14 protein-coding genes are annotated in these 21,199 nt (G+C 44.7%); 13 read left to right on the top strand and 1 reads right to left on the bottom strand.

The features are described from left to right. Window positions 1-68 precede the first annotated feature (68 nt). Together DN752_RS00730 and DN752_RS00725 are read left to right on the top strand one after the other, a co-directional pair. Window positions 69-1,406, top strand: a complete 1,338-nt coding sequence (locus DN752_RS00730) for a purple acid phosphatase family protein (RefSeq protein WP_112782194.1) — start codon at window positions 69-71, stop codon at window positions 1,404-1,406. Beyond that, window positions 1,406-2,254: a glycerophosphodiester phosphodiesterase family protein gene (locus tag DN752_RS00725; protein ID WP_112782193.1), complete on the top strand. Its 849-nt coding sequence runs from the start codon at window positions 1,406-1,408 to the stop codon at window positions 2,252-2,254. The genes DN752_RS00730 and DN752_RS00725 overlap by 1 nt, the downstream gene beginning before the upstream one ends. Window positions 2,255-2,550: 296 nt before the next feature. On the opposite strand, the gene DN752_RS24295 is transcribed toward DN752_RS00725, so the two are convergent. Beyond that, window positions 2,551-2,706, bottom strand: coding sequence for a hypothetical protein (locus DN752_RS24295; RefSeq protein ID WP_162633060.1), 156 nt, complete (start codon window positions 2,704-2,706; stop codon window positions 2,551-2,553). Between the two features lie 139 nt (window positions 2,707-2,845). Here DN752_RS24295 and DN752_RS00720 point away from each other — a divergent pair, with 139 nt between their 5' ends. From DN752_RS00720 to DN752_RS00660, 11 genes are all read left to right on the top strand, one after another. Continuing rightward, on the top strand, window positions 2,846-3,865 hold the full coding sequence (locus tag DN752_RS00720; protein WP_112786376.1) for an SDR family oxidoreductase: 1,020 nt from the start codon (window positions 2,846-2,848) through the stop codon (window positions 3,863-3,865). 1 nt (window position 3,866) lies between these two features. Then, on the top strand, window positions 3,867-4,403 hold the full coding sequence (locus tag DN752_RS00715) for a Crp/Fnr family transcriptional regulator (RefSeq protein ID WP_112782192.1): 537 nt from the start codon (window positions 3,867-3,869) through the stop codon (window positions 4,401-4,403). 454 nt (window positions 4,404-4,857) lie between these two features. Next, window positions 4,858-6,390 (top strand): polysaccharide lyase, encoded by a 1,533-nt coding sequence (locus tag DN752_RS24290; RefSeq protein WP_162633059.1) that lies wholly within the window; start codon window positions 4,858-4,860, stop codon window positions 6,388-6,390. 978 nt (window positions 6,391-7,368) lie between these two features. Continuing rightward, window positions 7,369-7,947: an RNA polymerase sigma factor gene (locus DN752_RS00705; protein WP_112782191.1), complete on the top strand. Its 579-nt coding sequence runs from the start codon at window positions 7,369-7,371 to the stop codon at window positions 7,945-7,947. Window positions 7,948-8,058: 111 nt separating this feature from the next. Beyond that, window positions 8,059-9,021 carry a FecR family protein gene (locus DN752_RS00700; protein ID WP_112782190.1) on the top strand — a complete coding sequence of 321 codons (963 nt, stop codon included), beginning with the start codon at window positions 8,059-8,061 and terminating at the stop codon, window positions 9,019-9,021. A 109-nt stretch (window positions 9,022-9,130) separates the two neighbouring features. Further along, the gene (locus DN752_RS00695; protein ID WP_112782189.1) at window positions 9,131-12,337 is read left to right on the top strand and encodes a SusC/RagA family TonB-linked outer membrane protein; all 3,207 of its coding nucleotides are present in this window, start codon (window positions 9,131-9,133) and stop codon (window positions 12,335-12,337) included. Between the two features lie 13 nt (window positions 12,338-12,350). Further along, window positions 12,351-13,946, top strand: a complete 1,596-nt coding sequence (locus tag DN752_RS00690) for a RagB/SusD family nutrient uptake outer membrane protein (RefSeq protein WP_112782188.1) — start codon at window positions 12,351-12,353, stop codon at window positions 13,944-13,946. 557 nt (window positions 13,947-14,503) lie between these two features. Next, the gene (locus DN752_RS00685; protein ID WP_112782187.1) at window positions 14,504-15,058 is read left to right on the top strand and encodes a hypothetical protein; all 555 of its coding nucleotides are present in this window, start codon (window positions 14,504-14,506) and stop codon (window positions 15,056-15,058) included. Window positions 15,059-15,886: 828 nt separating this feature from the next. Beyond that, a complete protein-coding gene (locus DN752_RS00670) occupies window positions 15,887-16,456 on the top strand; it encodes an RNA polymerase sigma-70 factor (RefSeq protein ID WP_112782184.1) in 570 nt (189 codons plus the stop codon). A 101-nt stretch (window positions 16,457-16,557) separates the two neighbouring features. Continuing rightward, on the top strand, window positions 16,558-17,748 hold the full coding sequence (locus tag DN752_RS00665; protein ID WP_112782183.1) for a FecR family protein: 1,191 nt from the start codon (window positions 16,558-16,560) through the stop codon (window positions 17,746-17,748). A 168-nt stretch (window positions 17,749-17,916) separates the two neighbouring features. Next, window positions 17,917-21,198 (top strand): TonB-dependent receptor, encoded by a 3,282-nt coding sequence (locus DN752_RS00660; protein WP_245949407.1) that lies wholly within the window; start codon window positions 17,917-17,919, stop codon window positions 21,196-21,198. Window position 21,199 lies beyond the last annotated feature (1 nt).

Raw genomic sequence — 21,199 nt, 5'->3', positions numbered from 1 at the left:
AGCTTTAAAAAGAAGAAGACGATTAAAATTACGTAAAAAAGTATAAACCACAAGTGAAAATTAAAAATATGATTAACTCAAAAGCACTGATTTTGAGCGCTTTAATGTTGTGTCTTATAAGTGGATTCCAACAGGAGTCATTTGGCAAGGTCATCTGGGATCAGGATACGGTCCGTTTTCCGGATAAAGCCCATTTGATGCCTACAGCAAAGCCAGACCGGATTATCCTGAATTTAGCTGCCAATCCACTGGAGGAAGTAGGCATCAACTGGCGGACAGCTACGTCCGAATCCACTTCTTACCTGCAGTTTGCCGTGGCTACGGCGGGGCCAGCATTTAGCGAAAAGGCTGAAAATGTAACTGCTAAGACCACTTTTTTGGAAACACAACAAGACGATGAGCCTGTGATCAAAGCCCATTACCACGAAGTGGATTTGACCGGTTTGACTCCAGGTCAAACTTATGTGTACCGAGTGGGATCAGATAAAGCTTGGAGTGAATGGTTTCAGTTTAAGATGCCCAAGCAAGAAGGCCCCGTTAGCTTGTTCTATTTTGGAGATGCGCAAAACGACGTGTCTTCCAAGTGGAGCCGGGTCATCCGAGAAGCCAGTTTCCAATTCCCACGGGTAGATTTTATGCTGTATGCGGGAGACCTGATCAATCACGAAGACGCCGACTTTGAGTGGGGCGGATGGTTTGAAGCTGGAGGTTTTGTCCATGCTTCTGTTCCGGTCATGATGACTCCCGGAAACCATGAATATGCCAAAGGAGTGATCCTTTCCAAACACTGGAAACCCCAATTTAACTTGCCAGAAAATGGGCCTGAAGGCTTGGAAGAAATGGCTTATGAAGTGAATTATCCCGAGTTAAAGGTGATTTCATTGGATGCGGAGCAAATAGATGAGATTCCAGCCCAGAAGATGGCCCAAGTGAAATGGCTAAGGGATATCCTGGAAAATAATCCCAAAAAGTGGACGATCATTACGTTTCATTATCCGATTTACTCTACCAAACCCAACCGCATCAATGAAGACATGCTCGAGTATATCAAGCCAGTGCTCGAGGAATATGATGTCGATATGGTGCTCCAAGGCCATGACCATGCCTATGCGCGTGGCCGTGTGACCACTAAAAACGGCGAGGAAGTTTTGGGAGAAGGCCCCATGTATGTGGTGTCGGTAAGTGGGCCCAAAATGTATGATATTGGGGATGATCCTTGGATGGACAGAAGGGCCTATATGACCCAGCTTTTCCAATGGATCAATATCGATGGAGACCAGCTGGAATACCAAGCGCTTACGGCCACTGGTGAGCTATATGATGCTTTCCAGCTGAAGAAAAACGATCAAGGTCAAAATGAATTAATAAACCAAATTCCAACGATAAAAGAAAGGATCCAAAAGTGATGAATTTAAAAAAGATACAAAAATGTTTACTATTGAGTTTGTTGGGGCTGTGTCTGGCGCCACTGGTACAAGCCCAAGTAGATGAAATAAGAAAAGAATTTTTAGAAGGTAAGTCCTTGATGGTGATTGCACACAGGGCTTCACATCAACAATATCCCGAAAACAGCATTCCAGCAATACAAGAAGCTATCGACTTAGGCGTGGACATGGTCGAACTGGACATTCGTGTGACCGCTGATGGTGTGCCCGTCATCATGCACGATGGGACAGTGGACAGAACCACTACTGGCTCAGGGGATGTTGAGCAACTTAGCTACGCTGAAATCAAGGAAATGTTTCTGTTGGACAAAAGAGACCAGGCTTCCACTTTTAAAATCCCAACCTTGAAAGAAGCGTTGGAAGTCTGTAAAGACAGGATGATGATAGACATGGACATGAAGACGGACCAAGTAGAGGCTGTTTTGGAAACGGTAGATTTGGTAGGAGTAGGAGACCAATTGCTGTTTTATGATGGTGATTGGGATGTCCTGGCAGAAATTAAACGGAAATATCCACAGGCTTACCTAATGCCGCGGGCACATAATAAAAGACACATAAAGAAAGCCGTAAAACGTCTTGATCCGGAGGTCATTCACATAGACCCAAGTTTTTATACCCCCAAAACCATAGAAACAGCGGAAAAATTCGGTTTGCGCATTTGGATCAATAGTTTGGGAGATAGGGATGAAAGCATCAAGTCCAGCCCCAATGTGAACGACCAAATGGAATGGGTACATAAGGGAGCCAATATGGTTCAAACTGACTTGCCTGAATTTTGGGTTGGTGTTAGGAATGATTCAGATAAGTAAAGGGGCAAGCGGAAAAGCTGGGGGCTGATAGAACGCTGATGACGCAGATGATGATGATTTGCGCTGATTTTTTTCTTGAACTGGAAAAGTCCTGAAAGGGCATAACGTCCTTAGCCATGGCCAAGGCTCCTGATGAACAATAAAAAAATCTCATTGTTTTAGCGGCTGTCCAATCCGCCTTTGGCGGAGGATCACATGCACCAAAAATGGTAACTCACGAAAAGTAAAGTTCCATAGGAACCGCTGATATAAATGCGTTTGCCCTGTTGAAATAGGAGTTAATGCTTTGATGAATTTTATGTGGACTGGTCATCGTCCTTGCCAGCTTTTTTGGTAGTGGGGATTTTATATTCAGCTCTTATTTCCGGACTGTTTTGATAGCAGACGGGAGAGGAGAGTTGCGTTGTTGGGATAGGTGTCGGGACATCTTTCTTTTTTCGTTGTTTGGACATGTTGACCTCTATAGTTTTAATGTCAAATAAGTGATATCAAGGGATTTAAACAAGTGGTATCATCATTTTATTCATTACTTACCAAATGGTAATAGAGGTCTTCTGCTGCTTTCCGATTTTTGGAGAAAAGAACAAAAAGATGAAAAAAGTATTGCTAACAGGAATTACAGGATTTTTGGGGGCGCATACGGCCATTCGATTGTTGGAAAAGGGTTATGCCGTTACAGGGACATTGCGGAGCCAGAGCAGAGCCAGTTCCATTAGAAAGGTCATTGCCTCCCATACTGATAAGACCGCCTACCTTACACTGGAAGTGGCCGATCTGAATGATGCGGTAATTTGGAAAACACTGACTCAGGATGTTGATTTCGTTCAACACATAGCATCTCCATTTCCCAGAAACATCCCAAAACACGAGGAAGAACTTATCCACCCTGCCAAAGAAGGAACCCTGAACGTTTTACGTGCAGCCCAAGCCAATGGGGTGAAGCGGGTAGTGGTGACCTCATCCATTGCTGCGATAGTCTATGGGAAGTCATCCGATGCGCTAACCAAAACCATGGATGAAACAGACTGGACGGACCTCTCTCTTCGTAAAGACACCACACCTTATTTTCGAAGCAAGACCATTGCCGAAAAGGCTGCTTGGGACTTTGCTTCTAAGCACCCTGAAATGGAATTGGTGACCGTATTACCAGGGGCGATTTTGGGGCCGGTATTGGAAGATGATTTTGGAACATCGGCCAATATCGTGATCAAGCTACTGGATGGTAGTACTCCTGCCTTACCAAAGATCGGTTTTGATATCATCGATGTAAGATCAGTGGCAGATTTGCTTATATTGGCAATGGAAAAGAAACAAGCTGCCCATAATCGTTACCTGGCTTCGGCAGGATATCGAATGTTCAGTGAAATGGCTAAAGTGCTAAAGGAAAACTTTCCCGACCGGAAGCTACCATCATGGGAAATGCCCAATTTTTTGGTCAAGGTGTTTGCCACAATAGATCCCTCAGTAGCTCCGATATTAGTGGATTTGGGAAAAAAAAGAAAAGTCAATAACCAAAAAGCTGTTCGACAACTTGGGTGGGAGCCTAAATCCGTTGAAGAGGCGATTGTTTCTTGTGCCCAAAGTGTTATGGAAAAGGGAATAGTGAAATAAAATGGAAAAGCTAAAGCATGCATTGGAATTTGGAGGCATCCTTTCTAAGGATGATATTGATACCGTAGCAGGCTCCTTCCAGCTGAAAATGCTCAATCCTGGCGATCATTTTCACCGAATTGGGAAGGTAGCTAATGAAATAGCATTTGTGGACCATGGAGCGATACGCGTGTATGCCGCAGAAGCCAACGGGACAGAGGTCACTAAATATTTCGTCAGGCCCAATCAGTTTGCGGTGGAACTTGAAAGTTATTATTCCAGGCAGGTAGGGAAGGACGGTATTCAGGCTGTGATACCCACCGAAGTGTATATTATCCATCAGAATGCCTTTCAGCAGTTGTTGGAAAAAATTCCTAATCTGTTTATTTATTTCAAGGCAGTATCAGAAGCACATTTGTTGAATAAAATCACAGATGGAGATTTTTTGAATTACGGTAGTTCGAAAACCAAATATGTGGAGTTTCTGCGTAGATATCCTGATTTGGCCCATCAGGTTCCCCTGCAGTACATTGCTTCATATCTAAAAATCACGCCGTAATCCCTCAGCAGGATCAGGCGACAGTTGATGGAGGGTAGGGGGTGATATTCTTACTTTTGACCCCAAGATTTGATAAGAAAATCACGGTTTTGCTCTATACTGTTTCCCTTCAGAAGGGATCAATAAATGCTCCTGATCAGAAGCTATTATTGCTCCCGACTTATGAGGTTGAACACGGGTCAATCCTTGATTTATATAATCGTTCAGCGATGGAAAATAGCAGTCAAAAAAAAACTAAATGCAGTATTTTACAATTATTGATATCACAATATGTTTATGCGCACTGACACCAGTAATCATAGAAACAGTAAATAGGTTCTCACAGAAACCACGGAAATCTCAGAAAAGCTTTATTTCATTCTGGGGGCTCTGTGCATTCTGTGAGCTATAAAAGCTACTGGCAAGAAAGCGTATAATCAAATCTTACAAAATAAAACGAGATACTGCACGATAAATGAACTCAAAAACCATCATCAAAATAGCTAAAAGCCTGCTTATAATTTCCATTTTTGGCACATCCTTGCATTGCTTGGCACAGGATAAAGGCACCGCAGGGAATTCTCCCTCAATAGGACAAATCCCTCCGCACCCGCCCCGTTTACCGGAAGGTGTAATACCCGCTTTTCCCGGGGCTTGGGGAGGTGGGATGTTCACCACTGGTGGCCGTGGAGGAAAAGTGATCGCCGTCACCAACTTAAATGACCAAGGAATAGGTAGTTTACGCGCAGCTTTAGAGGCTGAAGGGCCACGAATAGTGGTGTTCAGAGTGGCGGGAACGATTGATGTATCTGATGATATCAATATTGACCATCCGCACATTACCATTGCGGGACAGTCTGCCCCTGGTGATGGGGTGTGTATTAAGGGGACGTTAAACATCAATACGCACAATGTAATTGTTAGGCATGTCCGTGTCCGCCGGGGAATTCCAGAGGGTGGCCAAGGTGATGATAATATCGGTGGCAATCCCGAGCACCATATTATTATCGACCATTGCTCCACTAGTTGGGGGATGGACGAAAATATATCGCTTTATAGACACATGCGGTCTTCACTGGATGGGAAAGAGAGGATAAAGGATCCAGCAAAGCACATTACGATCCAGTGGACGATTTCCAGTGAAGCCCTAAACGCCAAGGGCCATGCATTTGGCGGGACATGGGGAGGAAATCCATCTACATTTCACCATAATCTATTTGCATGCAATACGGCTAGGAATCCATCTATTGGGATGTCGGGAGACTTTGATTTTCGGAACAATGTCATTTATAATTGGCAGCACAGAACCATGGATGGAGGAGACGAAACCTCACAAATCAATGTCATCAATAATTACTATAAAGCTGGGCCTGCTACAAATGAGAACATGAAGGCTGTTTTTGCCCGGATCGAGTCACGAAGTATGTATTCTCCAGGAAGTGCTTGGGCTGCCGGTGAATGGTATTCAAAACAAGAAGACCGACCAGGAAAGTGGTATGTGGCTGGCAATATTATGGATGGTAACCAAGAAATCACCAAAGATAACTGGAAGGGCATGCGGGGGCCAGAAGACCTTGCGCGGGTGAATACCCCTTTTGTGGGATGGCCAGTAGCTCCCCACCAATCCGCTGATGAGGCCTTTCTATCGGTACTTGAAAAAGCAGGAGCTACTTTGCCAAAACGCGATAAAGTGGACCAACGGGTAGCCAATATGGTACGTACAGGTATAACCACGACCCCTACAGGCATTCTCAAGGATATTTCAGAAGTGGGAGGCTATCCCAATCTAACGTTTGATGCTGATAAAGTACCAGCTGACAGTGATGGGGATGGAATGCCCGATGATTGGGAAACTAAATTTCAGCTTGATCCAGACGATCCCAAAGATGGATCCTTGGACAGTGATGGAGATGGCTACACCAATGTGGAAGAATTTCTCAATGGCACTGACCCCAATAAAAAAATCAACTACAGAAATTTGGGAAACAATATAGATAAGATCAGCTGAAGCCAGAATCAAAGCCGTTTGGTTAAGGGGATTTCCCCTATTGTGCCCTATGTACCTAATGTGGTGGTCTAATAAATAGGCTACTTTACGTTATCCTTTTCGATGTCTTGAAATCCGTCTATGATAAAGGCCTTCAGCCATAATGACCAAATGCGATTCCAATTAAAATAAAACTCGTTTAGAAGGCCCTTCGTTACATTCCACCAGCTGAAGATCCCACCTAAAAGTGCAGGGTAAATTAAATACGTAAATTCCCCTATTGTGCCCTATGTACCTAATGTGGTGGTCTAATAAATAGGCTACTTTACGTTATCCTTTTCGATGTCTTGAAATCCGTCTATGATAAAGGCCTTCAGCCATAATGACCAAATGCGATTCCAATTAAAATAAAACTCGTTTAGAAGGCCCTTCGTTACATTCCACCAGCTAAAGATTCCACCTAAAAGTGCAGGGTAAATTAAATACGTAAATTCCCCTATTGTGCCCTATGTGCCTAATGTGGTGGTCTAATAAATAGGCTACTTTACGTTATCCTTTTCGATGTCTTGAAATCCGTCTATGATAAAGGCCTTCAGCCATAATGACCAAATGCGATTCCGATTAAAATAAAACTCGTTTAGAAGGCCCTTCGTTACATTCCACCAGCTAAAGATTCCACCTAAAAGTGCAGGGTAAATTAAATACGTAAATTCCCCTATTGTGCCCTATGTGCCTAATGTGGTGGTCTAATAAATAGGCTACTTTACGTTATTTTTTTCCGATGTCTTGAAATCCGGGCTTAATATCGAATTGACATTATTAGGTACGTTTATACCTGTTTTTGGTAAAAGCTTAACAATAACTTATTTTAATACTGATGGAATTTGGGGATAGCTTATATAATTTCGTGGTTTTGTAATGGGGTAGTAGAAGATGGGTAGAGACAGCAGATAGGACTATCCAGGGCAGTGGAATGCCAAATGTGAAAACCAATAAGAAATGGACAGCTGTCATAAAACAGACACCACGCTATTAGACGAGTTAAGGTTGGGATCTTGGGAGGCCTTTGAAGAGTTATATGAACGTTACTGGGAAAAAATTTTTCTAGTGAGCAGGTCGTTTACCAAAGATGAAGAACTCAGCAAAGATTTCGTCCAAGAAATCTTTTTGGATTTGTGGAATAGAAGGGAAAAACTCCAAATCAAAAACCTGTATGCTTACCTGTACCAGGCCTCCAAATACCGATTGATGGACCATATCCGGAAACTAGAGCAGCAGGAGCATTTTATAGATGAATTTAACCATATCCTTGTGGACAGTCCCATTGAGGATTTATTGCATTATAAAGAGCTAGACGCTAGAATCAAGGAGTGCCTGGAAGCACTGTCCCCCAAGTGTAAGAGGATTTTTTACCTCAGCCGATACGATCACCTCTCCAATCAGGAAATCGCCCAACAACTGAAAATTTCCAAAAGTACCGTAGAAAACCAGATCAATAAGGCGCTGAACCATCTCAGAAATTCTCCTGAGGTGAAGATGGCATTTATCATTGCCGCTTCCTTGGCCGATACGTTTTAGTGTTACCCTATTTTTATCAGTGTTATATAATCGTTAAATCCACCTATAACCTCAATTTTTTATAGGTGCACCCCCCAATAATTTCCACTATCAGGTCAAAGGACACAATGAATGGTGGATAAAAAACAATTCAATGATTTATTGACGCGATACCTAAAAGGTAAGGCCAGCGCCGATGAAAGCATTTTGGTGGATCAGTGGTTTGAAAAACATTTTTCCGAGAAAGCTGAAGATTCCGATCAGGATCTTTTAATCCTTAAAAAGGAGATTTTGAATCGGATAAAAGCAAAGAAAGAAAAGGAGGAAAAAACAAAGCACTACTCCATCCAGCAAATTTCCCATTGGTGGAAGGCAACCGCGGCCGCATTGCTTATTCTAGCTGGAGGATATTGGATGTTTACAGCCCATTCGCAGCAAGAGGATTGGATCACCCAATCAACAGGCAAAGGTGAGCAACTTAACATCACTCTCCCGGATGGTTCCCATGTAATGCTCAATGTCGCTTCAGAGATTCGTTATCCAAAAGATTTTGGTGATGACAGCAGGGAAATAGCGCTTTCCGGAGAGGCTTTTTTTGACGTGGTCTCAGACCCTGAAAGGCCTTTTAGAGTAGTTGCAGGCGAGCTATCTACAGAAGTGCTGGGTACGCAGTTCAATATAAGTGCCTATCCTGCCGATGACTCCCAAGTCAGTGTGTTTGAAGGAAAAGTTAACGTCCATGTCACCAAGGACAGCCAGCAGGAAGAACTGCTAGTAATAAATCAAGCAGCGTCTATTGACGCAAAGGGAATACTCCTTAAACATCCTGTCAACCTGAAAATGGCCGGTGCGTGGAGAAACCAGATGTGCTTTTTGGATGGTACATCACTGAAAGAACTGGCTACGCTCATCGATAGATGGTATGGTTATGAGGTTCGTTTTGAACCGATGGCGCTGGAAAACTGCGCCTTTTCGGGCAAACTAAAGATGGGCGAATTGGAAGTTTTGCTCAATCAAATCAAGTTCATAAAGGAAATTGACTGGCAAATAACAGAAGAAAACACCGTAGTATTTAAAGGAAACCCTTGTAACTAATATGCCTATGTAACACGTTGTCAAACCTCACACAAAAAAAGCCCCTACCTGATTGCAGCAGGTACGGGCCATATCGATTTCATTAACATCAGTTAACATTTACAAATTTATGTATTCCATCATCTTAAAACAATCGATTTTGATATCGAAGCGACTATTTTATGCCTTTATGGTTCAGTTATTTGTGATGCAGGTGCTTCTGGCCAATTCATCCAATGGCCAGGAACCGGAGCAGATCACCTTTTCCCTATATGCCAATGAGGCGGCATTTACGGATGTTTTTCATCAAGTAGAGACCAAGACTGATTTAGTATTTCTCTATGACAAACAAATTGCCGAGAGCAAGGACCGGTTCAGCCTTCACCGGGACAATATTAGCTTAAGCGAACTAATGGAGATGCTAGAGCGCAGGGGGCTTAATTTCAGGAAAGACGGAGATAATATTTCCGTGAAGAAGGTGGCAGAGAAGTATGCCAAAAGAGAGATCACCGGAAGAGTCACCAGTGAAAACGGGGAGCCATTGCCGGGGGCGACCATCCTGATCAAGGGATCCAATGTGGGAACCGTGACTGATATAGATGGCTACTACCGCATCAGTGCAGAAGAAGCGGGGACATTGATCTTCAATATGCTTGGTTATAAAAACCTGGAAATCCCTATTGATGGACGGAGCGAGGTCAATGTGACCCTTCAGGAAGAAAGCACCGCCTTGGATGAGGTCGTGGTCATGGGCTACAATACCATAGAGAAGCAGCATGTGGCTTCGTCTATAGCAGAATTGGACATGAAAAGAGCAAAGATGCGTCCTATTTTTAAGCTGCAAGAGGCTTTTAGCGGTACGCTGCCAGGCGTGACGATGCTCCAAGGAAGCAACCTCCCCGGAAGTGTGCCCGGAACCATCAACATCCGAGGTATCAGCACGCTGCAAAACGCCGACCCGTTGGTAATCGTGGATGGCATGGAGCAGTCTCTTACTGATATTGATCCCAATGAAGTAAAGAGCATTAGTGTCCTCAAGGATGCTGCCTCTGCTGCCATGTACGGATCCAGAGGTGCCAATGGTGTCATCATCATCACGACCAACAGAGGTACAACGGGGAAGTTTAAGGTAGACCTTCATTCTTGGGCAGCTATCAATGACCCTATCGATTTGCCTACTTTCGTGAATTCAGCTGATTATATGCGCCTGAACAACGAAGCAAGGGAATACCAAGGCCAGACGCCACAGTTTACCGACGAAGATATTACCAATGCCGCCAATGGCAACTCCACGGACACTGACTGGCTCGATGAGGTAATGGAAAGAAGGGCCTATTCCTATAACATGTCCACCAATATTTCCGGTGGTGGAGGGGTCGGGACCTTTAACCTGATGCTCGGCTATCTGAAAGAAAATGGACTGAACACCTATGAGGGGTCCGAAAAGTTCAGTGCCCGATTCAATACCGATATCCATATTGATGACAAGTTTGTCCTTCTTGCGGATTTTTATGCAAGAAGGTTACAGGTAAACAGGCTACAAGCCAATTCTGATGGTCATGGGCTGTATAAAATAGCCTGGAGGATGAACCCTACGCAGCCTGTGTTCTATGATTCGGATCTTCCCGACCACTATATCCTTCACAATGAGATGAACCCTGTAGCATCCATTAACCATGGAGGTGAGCGAAACAACTTATACGACAGAAGTACCATCAACTTGCGGCCGCGTTACCACATTAATGACAACTTGCACATCAATGGTAACATTTCCTATATGATCAATAAATCCGCCAATAAATACAAGCGGGAGACTTTTAAGTTTTTTGATGGAGACGGTATCCCTGTGACTACTTGGGCAAATGCCGTGGATTCGGATCAGGGCGTCAGCGTCAGCCAACTCACCGCAAGGGCTAATATCAATTATGAGCGCGACCTGAGGAAAGAACAGGATAAACTCTACCTCGTGGCAGGTACCGAAATCATGAACTATAATTACACCGATTACAGGGAAATAGCCAAGGCTTCATTTTATACAAAACTCAATTATTCCTTTGATGACCGCTACCTCTTGGAGGTGACCGCCCGTGGTGATGGAAGCAGTAAGTTTGCGCCAGACCATCAGTGGGGATTTTTCCCTTCTGGGGCTTTGGCATGGAATGCCCACAACGAAAAGTTTCTGTCCGGGGTCACTCAGAATGGGCTGATCAGTAACCTGAAAATCCGACTTTCCTATGGGTTGATCGGAAATGAAAATGTGGATCCCTACCTGTGGCAGGAAGTGGTAAACAACTGGGGCTGGACGATGAGGGTTCCCAATCCGAGCTTTAGCTGGGAGAAGCAACGACAGGGCAATATCGGCGTGGACTTGGCGATGTTTGACAACCGTTTTCGCTTTACAGCCGAAGTGTATAAGAAACATTCCTTTGACCTGATCTATTCTGAGTTTCCTGTACCACCTTTGACGGGATCACACAGTTTGGAATCAGCCGTCAATGTTGGAGAGGTAGAAAACAAAGGCTGGGAACTATCGGGATCTTGGAGTGACAATATCGGTGAACTGTCCTATACCGTGGGCGGGATGCTGTTTGAAAACAACAATAAAGTGCTCAAGGCAGGGTACAATGAATCGGATACCTTGATCTTTAAGGACAATAACGAAAAAATCTGGTATCGCGGAATTGCCTTGGACAATTACTATGGCTTCGAAAGCGATGGGTATTTCCAAAACGAGCAAGAGGTAGAAGAAACTTCTGCTAAGCTTCCTAACACCCGCCCAGGCGATATTCGATACGTGGATCAAAATGGTGATGGTGTCATCAATGATAAGGACCGTGTAGATCTCGGTGATCCCTTTCCCCATATGAACTATTCGATCACCCTGGACCTGCGGTACAAGCGCTGGGATTTTAGCTTCCTCGGACATGGTGTAGGGAGAAGGACCGGTAGGCTTGGAGGACAAGAAGGATTTCCAATCTTTATGGATGGAGAAAACAATGACCTCGGTGCTCCCCGACAATACTATATGGACAATAGATGGACACCGGACAATCCCAACAGCCGTTTTCCACGGGTGTGGACCGGAACCACTCCTAATTCCGAGCTCAGCGATGTCTGGCTTGGTGATGCTTCCTTTTTCAGGATCAAGACCTTGCAGCTAGGATATACTTTCCCTCGGATCACCAAGGGAGTTAAGAACATGCGGGTGTATATCAATGCCCAAGATGCCTTCACCTTTACCAACTGGGAAGGGCTGGAGCCAGAAAGAAACGGGGGCACTGGCAATTACCCAAGAATGGCCAGTTACAGTTTGGGTGTAAAATTCACAATTCTCTAATCAAGAAAAGACCATGAAAAAAGTAATTTGTATAATCGTTTCCGTTTTTATCCTTTCGGGGTGTGAAACCTTTCTGGACAAGACCGATCCAACGGCTACCTCATTTACGGAATTCTTCAATGATGAAGACGACCTCAGAAGGGTTACCTATAGTAGTTTTTATGACGTCTTTACCCATCACAGCAATAGAAGGAGCTTACTGTATATGCTGGATGGTCGATCTGACAATGCATACGCCAGGGATTTTAGCGACCACCACCAAGCCATCGCCAATGGAACCCTGAATGCCAGTAACGTTGGGATGGAGTATTATTATGCGACCTATATGAAGCATGTGGGCCGGCTCAACACGTATATCGATAATATCAGCGAACCCTATGTAGAAGATGAAAGCATCAGGACCCGATATGAAAATATCCTGAAAGGTCTGAGGATGTGGCATTACTTTAGACTCACGTTCTACTGGGGAGATGTGCCCTTTACGCTGGAGCCGGCTGACCTCGATGATGCCAGGCAGCCAGCGATGCCCAAGGAGGAAATTTTGGAAACCATCTTTCCTATGGCAGAGGAAATAGCCAATCAGCTCCCCATGGATGAATACACCTCCAACAAATATATGTTTAACCAATTGTCCCTGAAAGCCGTGATCATGCGTTATGCCCTGTACCACGGACGGTATGAGCTGGCCGCCCGAATGGCCAAGGAAATTATGGACAGTGGAAACTATAGCTTGCACCCAAATTACGGGGATCTTTTCCAGTATGAAGCGGCCTCCAACAACGATGAATTTATTGTGCACTTGGACGAAGAGAGCCACAGCGGAAGCACTTCTTATTCCTTCAGGGATTTGGGGCCGCACTTCCGTACAGGCAATGGCCAGTCCTATTGCGTGCCGTTGAAATCCCTGGTGGACAGCTACTGGACCAAGCAAGGAAGGACTATCGAGAACTGCCCACTTCACACCAAGGAAGAGTATGAGCTAGACCCAGACCTGAACAGGGACCCACGCTATCAAGCTTCTATCATGGGGCATGGGGATGAATTCTACGGGGAAACCATCGATATCTACAACTCCAATAATCCGATGTTTTACGAAAACCAAAGGGCTAGTAAATCGGGCTATTGGTTTAAGAAGTTTGTTTCTGAAAATGATGCATTCAGAAATGGCAACATGGAATACGGTTTATTGAGGTATGCGGAAGTACTGTTGACCTATGCGGAAGCCAAGATCATGATGGGGGAAGTGGATGCATTGACCAAAGAATGCATCAATCAAGTCAGGGAGCGAGCTGGACTGGACATGAGTGTGGCCAATGTGACCCTTCCTACCTTTAGCAGCTATGGCCAAGAGGAATGGATCGACTTGGTACGGAATGAAAGAAGGGTTGAGTTTGCAGGAGAAGGCTTGCGCTACGCAGACATTCTGCGGTGGAGAATAGCCGAAGAGGTGCTGAACGAGTCAGCATTAGGCCATACACGAAAAGAAAATGGACAGGTGACCAGTCTCAAGATTGAAGACAGGACGTTTTCCAACCATCAGTACCAATGGCCATTTCCTGAAAGTAGCTTAAAAGTAAACCCAGGCTTACGTCAGAATCCCGGGTATTGATAAATCCAATCTGGTTTTAACCCGGATTATGCGTTAGGAATCGTAGTGAGAGCTGAAATTGCAAGAAAATCAGTTAGTTTGGAGGCATTAGCGTAGCACCGCTACGGTTATGCCGAAAACTAAAGTGAAACGGCTGATTTTGAAGCAGTTTCAGGTCGCAATACCTGTGCGCCGTGGCGTAGATAGGCTAATGCATATTCCGGGTTTAATAAGTAGATCATAAATAGTAGCAACCCGTTCAGCGCCTTGGAAGTACAGGCTGTTGGACGGGTTGCTTTATTTTCTCGCTTCTTGGTATTCCTCCTACATAACATAAACTTTATCCAGTTAAATTGTTTATTTATAGGCGGTTAGTTAGGTTTAAGGAAGCATGACTATACACTTTTTAGCAGTACAGTTTATTGCTCACCGAACGCACAGAATACCCAGAATGAAATAAGGCTTTTCTGAGATTTTGGTGCTTTCTGTGATAACCTATTTTACTATTGCTGCGATTACGGGTGTCATTGCGGATATATAGATGTGAAAGTCTTTTATTTACTTAACGATTCATTTTTATGAAAAATCTACTAATTGCTTTATTGGTGCTATTTTCTTTTCACCAATTATCTGCCAAAGAGGTGTGCTGGTGTGCCTTTGAGGTTTCATCAGAGAATGGCCAGTACATCGCAAAGATTCAGGCGGTAGACGCTAAAAAAGGGGAGGGTGATTATCGGTCGGATTGGAAAGTCAACGTATTTGAAGTGGTTGATGGAGTTGAAAAACTGCTTTGGCAAGCAGACTACAATTATTCAGGAAAGTCATCTGGTCTATTGTCCAATGACGGCCAGTATTTTACTTATGTCGAAGATTGGTATAATAAGGAAAACCCACTGATCCAAATCTATAAAAATGGTCAGAAAGTACATTCTCCCATTAATGGCAGATCCTTGGACATACCGCGGAGAAAGCTTAAGAAAGGTGAGTTGCATTATTTTTGGTTGACAGAAACCGGGAGTCCATATGCTTATGAGGTGGATGCAGCAGGTGAGGCCTTTTTAGTTATTAATACTGTTGATGGACAGCGGTTTACGGTTGATCTTAAACATGGGACATTTAGTGAGCAATCCTAGTTTTCGGTCATGCCATAAAAGATAAAAAGCCAGGGGAAAGGCATTTAAAAAAAATGTTCCTATTTGCATTTATATCTGCCGTTCCTACGGAACTTACACTTTTGTGTGTAATCATTTTTGGTGCAGGTGGTCACCTGCACCTTCTATATAACCTTCCGCCAAAGGCGGATGAGGCAGGATGCTCAGTTGCTAACGCCTATTCAGGGTTTACCTCAACCAAGCCAACCACTATACATGAGCAGATAGCTGGGACGGCTTGTACGATCCAAATCAACTAATCATTCTTTCAGCCTATCCCGCCATTCGGTAATCTAGTGTCAAGCCAAACCTAAACCTACGTGTAGTCCGGTGTGTCTTTTGGCCTATCTCTACGTTGCAAAAAGACTTCCTTAGCTACGGCTAGGGGCGTTTTTGCGCCTTGATCTCGTCCAAAATCCACTACCGCCTTACCCGTCATTTAAGCGTTGACTTGACCCTAGGCTACTGCGGTTTCCAATGTACAAATCGGGGCAAAGTGCCAGCGGCACGATAAATTTAGTAACCTGCGGATTCATCCGCAGGAGCTTAAGGTCTCCTCAAGCTCCCGAAGGAGTGCCAGCGGCACGGATGATAGCTATGCCTACACGAAAATTGTTTCCTTTCAAAACACTAAACGCGTTTGCCCTGGATAAAAAGCCGCTAATTCGTAGGCTTTTTTTGCTTAGATAGTGAACCTGTTAAGGGTTTTTAATAAATTGATAACACCTAAAGAAAATAACTTCGGACAGTTATTCTTTAATTTTGATTCATCCGATGCACAGCTTAATGCTTATCTGATAAATTACCTCGATGAAAAAAATGAATGACCAGACCAGTATATTTCCAATAGGCCCCAAGCCTACACTGGAAGAGGTGTTTTATAATTTTCATAAGAAACTGGTCTATTTTTGTTTTCAATTTGTCCAAGACAAAGATCTCGCTGAGGACATCGTGCAGGAAGTATTTATCCAGTTTGCGCAAAAGGAGGAGCTTCTGGAGCATGAAATACCGTATATCCAAAACTACCTTTTTAAAGCTGTCAAGAACAGGAGTATCAATGCCCTTCGTGATCAAAAACACAATTTGGGAATAGATGATGGAATGGCGGAGATATCGAACCAAGACCAGTCCATCGTCCAGCGGATGATCCACTCAGAGGTGTTGAATGAGCTCTATGCTGCGATGGAAGCACTTCCTGAAGGATGCAGGAGAATTTCCACTTTAGGTTTTTTGGAAGGGAAGTCCAACCAGGAAATAGCCGACCAACTCGGGGTATCTATCAATACCGTAAAAACCCAAAAGCAACGGGGACTTAAACTCTTGCGGTTACGCCTAAATCCGGAAGTCTTATACGTTCTTGTTTTGTTAATTAATTGTTAATCGGTGTTACCTCAATATTAATTAATATTTTTTTATAAAAAACCCATATTTTCTTTCACCCGTTTCTTCCATTTCTGTGTAATAAGGACAAATACACTGAAATGAACGAGCAAGATTATATTCATATATATACTCAGCTTATCCTAAAGAGCCTTAAGGGAACACTGGAGGAAGTCGAGCGCGACCGTTTGGAGGATTGGCTTTCCCAGAGCCAAGAGAACAGGGATTTTTATGAGCGTATCAGCCAAGAGCATTTACTGGAAGAAGAGATGGCTTTCTTCTCTTCCATAGATTCCAAAGGGGCCTTTGGCAAGCTGAAGCAGCACCTTCCATCCAGCGGCAAGAGAGAAAATCAAGAGAAAAAATGGTGGATCCGCTATGCAGCAGCGGCAGCGATGTTGGCAGTGGTGATAATGGGCTGGGGGATATACGGTGGATGGTTGTCCATTGCGCCGCCTACCGACCAAGGAACGCTGGCTACCGTAGATGTGGAGCCGGGAACGGACAAAGCCATTTTGATCCTCCCAGATGGGGAAGAGATCCTTCTTGAAGGAGCTGCAGAAGGGACGTTAAAGGAGGATAATGGCATCACTGTCGACAAACGGCTTGATCAAGTGATATTTAATGTAAGGAAAGACTATACCACTCCCGAAAGCAAAGTAAATAAGATTTTTGTGCCAAAGGGAGGCAAATACCAAGTGGTGTTGGCAGACGGGACCAAGGTCTGGCTTAACAGTGCCTCGTCCTTGGCTTTTCCGTCCAATTTTACCGGATCATCCCGAACAGTGACGCTTAAGGGAGAAGGTTATTTTGAAGTCGCCCACGATCCTGAAGTACCTTTTATCGTCCAGGCCAACGATACTGAAGTGAAGGTACTGGGCACGCATTTTAACATCAACACCTATGAAAACGAGCCCTTGACAAAGACCACCTTATTGGAAGGGAGCGTCGAGGTTTCCCATAAAGATAAGAGCAAGGTCATCTCACCTGGAGAACAAGCGCTCTCAAATGGCCAGCTTTCGGTAAGTAAGATAGACACTCGACAGGTGGTGGCTTGGAAGGATGGCCTATTTATGTTCAAGCGTACCAAGCTTGAGGATATTTTGAGGCAATTGGAACGATGGTATGCCATCAAGGTCTCTTTTGATGGAGATATTCCCGAAAAGCATTTTAGTGGCACCATATCGATGGATACCAATCTGTCCAAGGTATTGGGCATGCTGGAAATGTCTGGGGCAATTGATTTTGAACTTAAAAACGGAACAGTCTATGTAAAAAACACCACTCACTAAAAAAAAGCCAGTGGTTCTCGCAAAACCACCGGCCAGGCTGATCAATGCCTTTTAACCTCACATTAAAATTTTATCGATCAACATCTAATTTGTAAAGTTATGAAATTAACCCACTTAAGACAAGGTGGACACGGGGTATCTTTTGCTCCACCCAATTACCTTTTGGTTATGAAATGGACACTAATCTTATGCTTATCACTCGTCTTTCAGGTAACGGCCAAGGTCCATTCCCAGGATTTGACGCTAAAAGCCCAAGGGCTTCCACTGATAGAAGTGATGGAAATGATAGAATCGCAATCCGAATACCGGTTTGTGTTCAATGATGAAACAGTAAGCCAATCCCGCCCCGTGTATGTGGACGTGAAGAGCGGATCCCTCGAAACCACACTGACGAAGGTCTTCAGCAACCAACCTTTTACCTACCAGCTGGTGGATACCTATATTGTCATCAAGCCAAAGACCACTGATGATCCAGCAGCTATAACGGTTACTGGTACGGTAATCAGCACGGATGGAGAGCCGCTGCCCGGTGCGACCGTTCGGGTGAAGGGAGGCTCTAAAGGAACAGTCACTGATTTGGATGGGAAATTCACCTTCAATGGGTTGTCCGAAAATGCCATATTGGTCATTTCCTTTATCGGGTATGATCCCCAGGAAATCCCTGTAAATGGCCGTAGTAAACTAGCGGTTACCCTTCGGCCCTCAGAAAACGATCTCTCAGAAATCGTGGTCATTGGCTATGGTCAGCAGGACAGAAAGGAAGTGACCAGTGCCATCTCCAACTTCCGGCCAGATGAAAAGAACTTCAGACAGGTAATGGGGCCAGATCAGATGATGCAGGGAAGGATGCCGGGAGTCCATGTCGGTGCTGGAGCGGGCACACCCGGTAGTAATATCCGTGTGAGTATTCGCGGTATAGGTTCCTTAAGTGGACAAAATGAACCCCTCTATGTAGTAGATGGTATTCCGTTGGTCAACCATAATGCAGCGCTTTTTAACCTCGGAGAAGGCATGAACCCGCTGTCCGAGCTTAATCCGAATGACATCGAATCCATCGAAGTGCTTAAAGATGCCGCATCTGCGGCCATTTACGGTTCACGAGCCACCAACGGTGTAGTCATCATCACCACCAAGTCCGGAAAAGTGGGACAATCAAGCCTAAATATCCAGACCAATTTTGGCGTCCAGTATCTTCCGAACTTGGATAAGTTAAAAATGGCCGATTCGGACCTGTACCTAGAGGTGCTCAATGAAGCCCGTTATAACTATAACGAGCAAAATGGCTATTCACCTGGAGACGGGAATTTCGTGGATTATATGGAGGACCCCTATCCCGGACTGCCGGATACTGATTGGCTGGACTTGGTGCTGAGGGATGCCTTGGTTTCCAATGTCAACGTCTCCTTTTCCAGTGGGAGTGAGAAAACGAAACTTTACATTTCTGGTGGTTACCTAAACCAAGAAGGGGTACTCAAGACCAATGATTACAAGAAGTACAATGCCAAGATCAATGTGACCCACCAAGCGGTAAATTGGCTGGAAATCGGGACGAATACCAACCTGAGTTTTTCGAGAAACCACCGCGTACCAAATGGTACCTATGGATCATCTATTTTTCTGCGAAGCATGGGACAGCGGCCGTTTGACAGGCCATATAAGCCCAACGGGGAATATTATGTAGGCGGAACCGATGAGTTGGTATACCATAACAACATGCAGATCATCAATGAGCAAAATACGAAATTGGACAATTATAGAATGCTGGGAAATGCCTATGCCGACATCAAGTTCAGTCCTTCGTTTCACCTGAAAAACACCTTTGGTCTTGATGCCATTTATACGGAAGATTACCTGTATTACACTGATGAGCATCCTTATGGGGCAGGGCAGGGGCGTCTACTGGACGAGCGAAGGATGATGACCAATGGACTGATCGAAAACACCCTGTATTTTGACCACACATTTGGGAAGCTTACCGTGAATGCACTGGTGGGGCATTCCTACCAAAAAGTGACCACCAGCACCAACTACATCGATGGTAGGGGATTTCCTTCGCCTTCTTTTGATGTGCTGTCTGTGGCCAGTGAGATTGCCAATGCCACCTCGGGATTTGGAGAAAATGCCCTTGAATCCTATTACAGCCGTGCCAACCTGAGCTGGGAGGACAAGTACCTGCTTTCACTATCCATCCGAGCGGATGGGTCTTCCAAGTTCTCGCCCGAAAAACGCTATGGTTCTTTCCCGTCCATTTCTGCCGGATGGAACGTGTCGGATGAGGACTTCTGGAAATTTTCCCAAACGGACCTAAAGCTGCGCGCAAGTTATGGCGCTACGGGTAATCAAGATGGCATCGGGAGCTATGCCTACCAAGCCCTGATGAGTGGAGGTGCCAATTATGGTGGAAACAGTGGCCTGTCCATTTCCACTTTTGGAAACCCCAACCTTACTTGGGAGACGGCCAATCAGTTTGATGTGGGGATAGATCTGGGACTGTGGAGCGGAAAGGCCAATATTTCGGCTGACTACTTTATTAAAAACACCGAAAACCTGCTGTACAATATGCCCATCCATGCGACCAGTGGATTTAGCAGTGTGACCAGTAATATCGGTTCTATGAGGAATACAGGGTTGGAATTTCTGTTTGATTACAATCAACAATTTGGTGAATTGCAATGGCAGTCCAGCTTTAATATTTCCTTTATCCAAAATGAACTCACCTCGCTGCTGGGTGACGATCCCCTGCTGATCGGCGCCAATAGGACCCTACAGGTGGGAGAAGAAGTGGGCAGTTTTTATATGTACAAAATGCTGGGAATCTTCCAGACAGACGAGGAAGTGCCGGAACAATTGTACGACCAGGGAGTCCGTGCAGGAGATGTGCATTATGAAGATGTCAATGGCGACGGGATCATCAATGTGGACGACCGCCAGATCATCGGTACTTCCAACCCCGACTTTTACGGTGGCTGGTCCAATACGTTCCAGTACAAGAATTTTGACCTCAGTGCCTTCCTGACATTCTCCCAAGGGTCGGAGATCTATGCCACTTGGAGGATTACGACGGATCGATTGGGTAGTGGAAGACAAGGATTTAGAGAGGAGCCTGCCCTAGAGCGATGGACGGGACCAGGTACCAGCAATGAAGTCCCTAGGGCCATACACGGCACTGGATACAATACGTATAACTCTTCCCGGTTTCTCGAAGACGCATCTTTCTTGCGGTTGAGGACCTTGAGTTTGGGTTATTCTTTGCCCCAGTCCATTTTGGATAAGCTTCAGATGAGCAAGCTACGTGTTTTTGTCCAAGGTGAAAACCTGTACCTGTTCAGCAACTATTCAGGACTGGATCCTGAGGTATCCAAAAATTACGATGCCCGCTTTATGGCAGATGACAACATGAACCTGCCCCAGCCCAGAACAATCCGATTGGGGCTCAATGCGGCTTTCTAGA

Source organism: Echinicola strongylocentroti (genome assembly GCF_003260975.1).
In the GTDB taxonomy this organism is placed as follows: domain Bacteria; phylum Bacteroidota; class Bacteroidia; order Cytophagales; family Cyclobacteriaceae; genus Echinicola; species Echinicola strongylocentroti.
Note: the sequence above shows the minus strand (reverse complement) of the source record. Positions and strands in the feature narration are given on the sequence as shown.